Origin of the sequence: Deinococcus sp., assembly GCF_030523985.1 — a bacterium.
Lineage (GTDB): Bacteria > Deinococcota > Deinococci > Deinococcales > Deinococcaceae > Deinococcus.
In genome coordinates this window covers 10,232-13,826 of the sequence record NZ_JAUNHK010000077.1, presented here as the reverse complement: position 1 = coordinate 13,826, position 3,595 = coordinate 10,232, and the positions used below count along the sequence as shown (strand labels likewise).

Below are 3,595 nucleotides of genomic sequence, written 5' to 3'. Positions count from 1 at the left end.
CAGCTTGCCCTGCGCCTGCTTGATTTGCTTGTCAAATTCCGCCAGTCGTTTTTTCTGCTTGCCCAGCCAGTCGGCAATGTCCACGGTGCCTTCCAGCGGCGCAAGGATGGTCACGCCGGGGGCCACCTGCGAGAGCGTGCGACCTTCCAGGGTAGGCACCAGGCTGACTTTGGCGATGCTTTCCACCACGCGGGCGTTGGCCTGCACCACGTCGGCCATGTCACCTTCGACCACCACGCCGAGCTTGTCCTGTGGGGCGAGACCGAGTTCGCTCTTGAGGCTGCGGGCGCTGTCCACCGCCGAGCGCAGGGCGTCGAAGGCGCGGGTGGCTTCGGCGTCATGCAGCGCGGCGTCGGGCACGGGCCAGCTATGCACCGCCAGTTGGCGACGGTGGCCCAGCGCGGCGTACAACTCGGAGGTGATGAACGGCATGAAGGGGTGCAGCAGCTTCAGAATGTGCTCCAGCACGGCCTTGAGGGTCGCCATCGTGCCGAGGTTGCCGCTTGCCAGTTCGGGCTTGGCGGCCTCGATGTACCAGTCGCAGAATTCGTCCCAGGTGAACGAATACAGCGTGCGAATGGCGGCCCCGATGTCGAAGGCGTCCAGTTGCGCCGAGGCCTCAGCGGTCACGGCGTTCAGACGCGAAATAATCCAGCGGTCGGCCAGCGTGAGGTCACTGCGCTCCCGCAGCGCCTTCAGCACGTCTTTGCTGCGGGGCAATACGCCTTCCGGCCCGCTCACGGCGGCGCGGACATAAGCCGAAATGTCGTCGCTGCCGTCAATCTTGGCCTCGCCCAGACGCATCAACGCAAAGCGGGTGGCATTCCAGAGCTTGTTGGCAAAGTTGCGGCCCTGCTCGAAGCGGCGGGCGTCGTGCTTGATGTCCTGCCCACCCGTCGAGAGGAAGGTAAACGCGAAGCGGCAGGCGTCCACACCGTACTGGTCGAACAGTTCCAGCGGGTCAATGCCGTTGCCCTTGCTCTTGCTCATCTTCTGGCCCTTGCTGTCCAGATAGAGGCCGTGCAGCATGATGTGCCTAAACGGCGCTTGCCCCGTCAGGCCGTAGCCCGCCATCTGCATCCGCGCCACCCAGAAAAACAGGATGTCGTAGCCCGTGACCAGCACCGAGGTGGGGTAGAACTTCTGGAAGTCTTCCGAGTCGGTGTCGGGCCAGCCCAGCGTGGAAAAAGGCCACAGGTTGGAAGAAAACCAGGTGTCGAACACGTCGGGGTCACGGCGCAGGTTGAGGTGGGCGTAGCGGGGGTCCTGGTCGCAGTCCAGTTCGGGGTTGGACGGGTCGGGCACGTAGATATTGCCTTTCTCGTCGTACCAAGCGGGAATCTGGTGGCCCCACCACAACTGGCGCGAGATGTTCCAGTCGCGGATATTTTCCAGCCAGTCGCGGTTGATTTTGCCGTAGCGCTCGGGTACCAGCTCCATCTCGCCCCTGTCCAGACCGTCCAGCACTTGGTCGGCAAACGGCTTCATCTTCACGAACCACTGTTCACTGATGATGGGTTCCACGGGCACTTTGGTGCGCTCGGAGAGGCCGATGGCGGTGTCATGGTCTTTTTCTTCCAGCAGGTGTCCGCCTTCTTCTAGTGCCTTCACCACCGCTTTGCGGGCAGCGAAGCGTTCCATCCCCTGAAACTCGGCGGGCACCAGTTCGTCGGCGGTGAGGTTGCCGTGCAGGTCAATCACGCTGGGGCGCGGGAGGCCGTGCCGCTCGCCCACTTCAAAGTCGGTGGGGTCGTGCGCGGGGGTGATTTTCAGCGCACCCACGCCAAATTCCATCTCCACCGCTTCGTCGGCAATGATGGGCACCCAGCGCTCGGTCAGCGGAATGCGGGCCTTTTTGCCATGCAGATGCTTAAAGCGCTCGTCTTCGGGGTGAACGGCAATCGCTTGGTCGGCAAAGATGGTTTCGGGGCGCACGGTGGCAATGCGGATTTCGCCTGCCTCGCCGTTGCTCGCCGCCTCAGCGGGGTTTTCCAGCTTGTAGGAGAGCGTGTACATCTTGCCCTTGCGAACTTCGCGGTCAATTTCCAGTTCGGAGAGCGTGGTCTGAGAGGCGGGGTCCCAGTTCACGATGCGCTCGCCCCGGTAGGCCAGCCCGTCGTGGTACAGCTTGACGAACTGGGCGCGAACGGCGCGGGACAGGCCCTCGTCCATCGTGAAGCGCTCCCGCGTCCAGTCGGCGCTGACGCCGAGGCGGGTGAGTTGGTCGAGAATCATGCCGCCCGATTTGGCTTTCCAGTCCCAGACCTTCTCCAAGAACTTCTCGCGGCCCAGCTCGAAGCGGTTCGTGCCCGCTTCCTTGAGTTGCCGCTCCACCACCACCTGCGTGGAAATGCCCGCGTGGTCCATGCCCGGCAGGTACAGCGCCTCGAAGCCCGCCATGCGCTTGTAGCGGGTCAGCGTGTCGATCAGGGTGTTGTCCAGCGCGTGCCCCAGGTGCAGGTTGCCCGTCACGTTGGGCGGAGGAATCACGATGGTAAAGGGGTCTTTGCCGCTGGTGGCATCGGCCCGAAACGGCTCGTTGCGCCACTTGGCGGCCCACTTGGGTTCGATGCCACTGGGGTCAAACTGGGTGGGGAGGGCGGACGTGTTTTGGGTTGGGTCGGTCATGGTGGCTCCTTATTGGTCGTGTCTAAGAGTTTGTGCGGGAAGACCCCTCACCCCTTGCTTCGCAAGGCCCTCTCCCCTTGGGCGAGGGTATTTACCGACCCTCTACCTTGGGGAGAGGGCCTGCCGCAGGCAGAGGTGAGGGGTTTTTCAGATAAGGCAGCGCCGCCCCCATCTCCCAATCCAGCCCAGGCGCGTGCAAGTCGGCCCAGCGGAAGGAAAACAGATGCCCGTCAGCGTGATGCTGCCAAGTGTCGGGGAGGTCGTGGGGGGCGGCGAAGGCGTAAGCGTGGGCAATCTGCACGGGGTACTTGAACGCTTCGGGCGGTTCGCCGTGCCAGAGGTAGGAGCAAAGGAAGTGCGGCTCGCTCAGACTCAGGCCCGATTCTTCCCACAACTCGCGGACGGCTGCGGCTTCGGGCGTTTCGTCTGCTTCCACGCCGCCCCCGACGACCTGCACCCCTGCGCCCCCGTCTGGAATGTGGTCGAAGACCAGCAATCGCTGACCGCGCACGACAAAGCACAGCACCTTTTCGCGCAGCCCCTCGGCTTTCGCAGCGGCCCGCGCCTGCTCCTGAGTGTCGTAGAAGGTAATCACAGCTTCACCGCCTCTCCTTTGCCTCATGGCTCAAAGCTGATAGCCCATGGCCCAAAGCAGAACGCCTCGTCCGCACGGATGACTCCGTATGCGGACGAGACGTGAGGCATTCACTATCCCGCGTTACCACCGCGCTTCCTAAGCAAGAAACTTAGGCACTCGAAACGCGCTGTGTCGGGCGCACCCGGACGGGTCTACTCTCGCTGACGCGATTTCTTCCGTTCCCGCTCGCGGGCGACTTTCTCCGGGGAAATGTTCCGCGCAGGCTTTCAGCCACGGCCCGCGCTCTCTTTGGCATCTCCGCCGGGTACTCCTCCCGGTCACTGCTGGGGTTCAGTGTAGGGGCTGGGCCGGGGGCTTTTCAATCACGGC

At 63.4% G+C, this 3,595-nt stretch carries 2 protein-coding genes; both read right to left on the bottom strand.

The features are described from left to right. The coding region (locus tag Q4C89_RS10995) for a valine--tRNA ligase (protein ID WP_303102654.1) at positions 1 to 2,628 on the bottom strand (2,628 nt) is incomplete at its 3' end. 91 nt (positions 2,629 to 2,719) lie between these two features. Beyond that, the gene (locus tag Q4C89_RS10990; protein ID WP_303102653.1) at positions 2,720 to 3,250 is read right to left on the bottom strand and encodes an NUDIX domain-containing protein; all 531 of its coding nucleotides are present in this window, start codon (positions 3,248 to 3,250) and stop codon (positions 2,720 to 2,722) included. Positions 3,251 to 3,595: the final 345 nt, after the last annotated feature.

Bases quoted from the DNA above. Each gene is read 5' to 3' on its own strand.
- Q4C89_RS10990 (WP_303102653.1), bottom strand. From the start codon at position 3,250: ATGAGGCAAAGGAGAGGCGGTGAAGCTGTGATTACCTTCTACGACACT.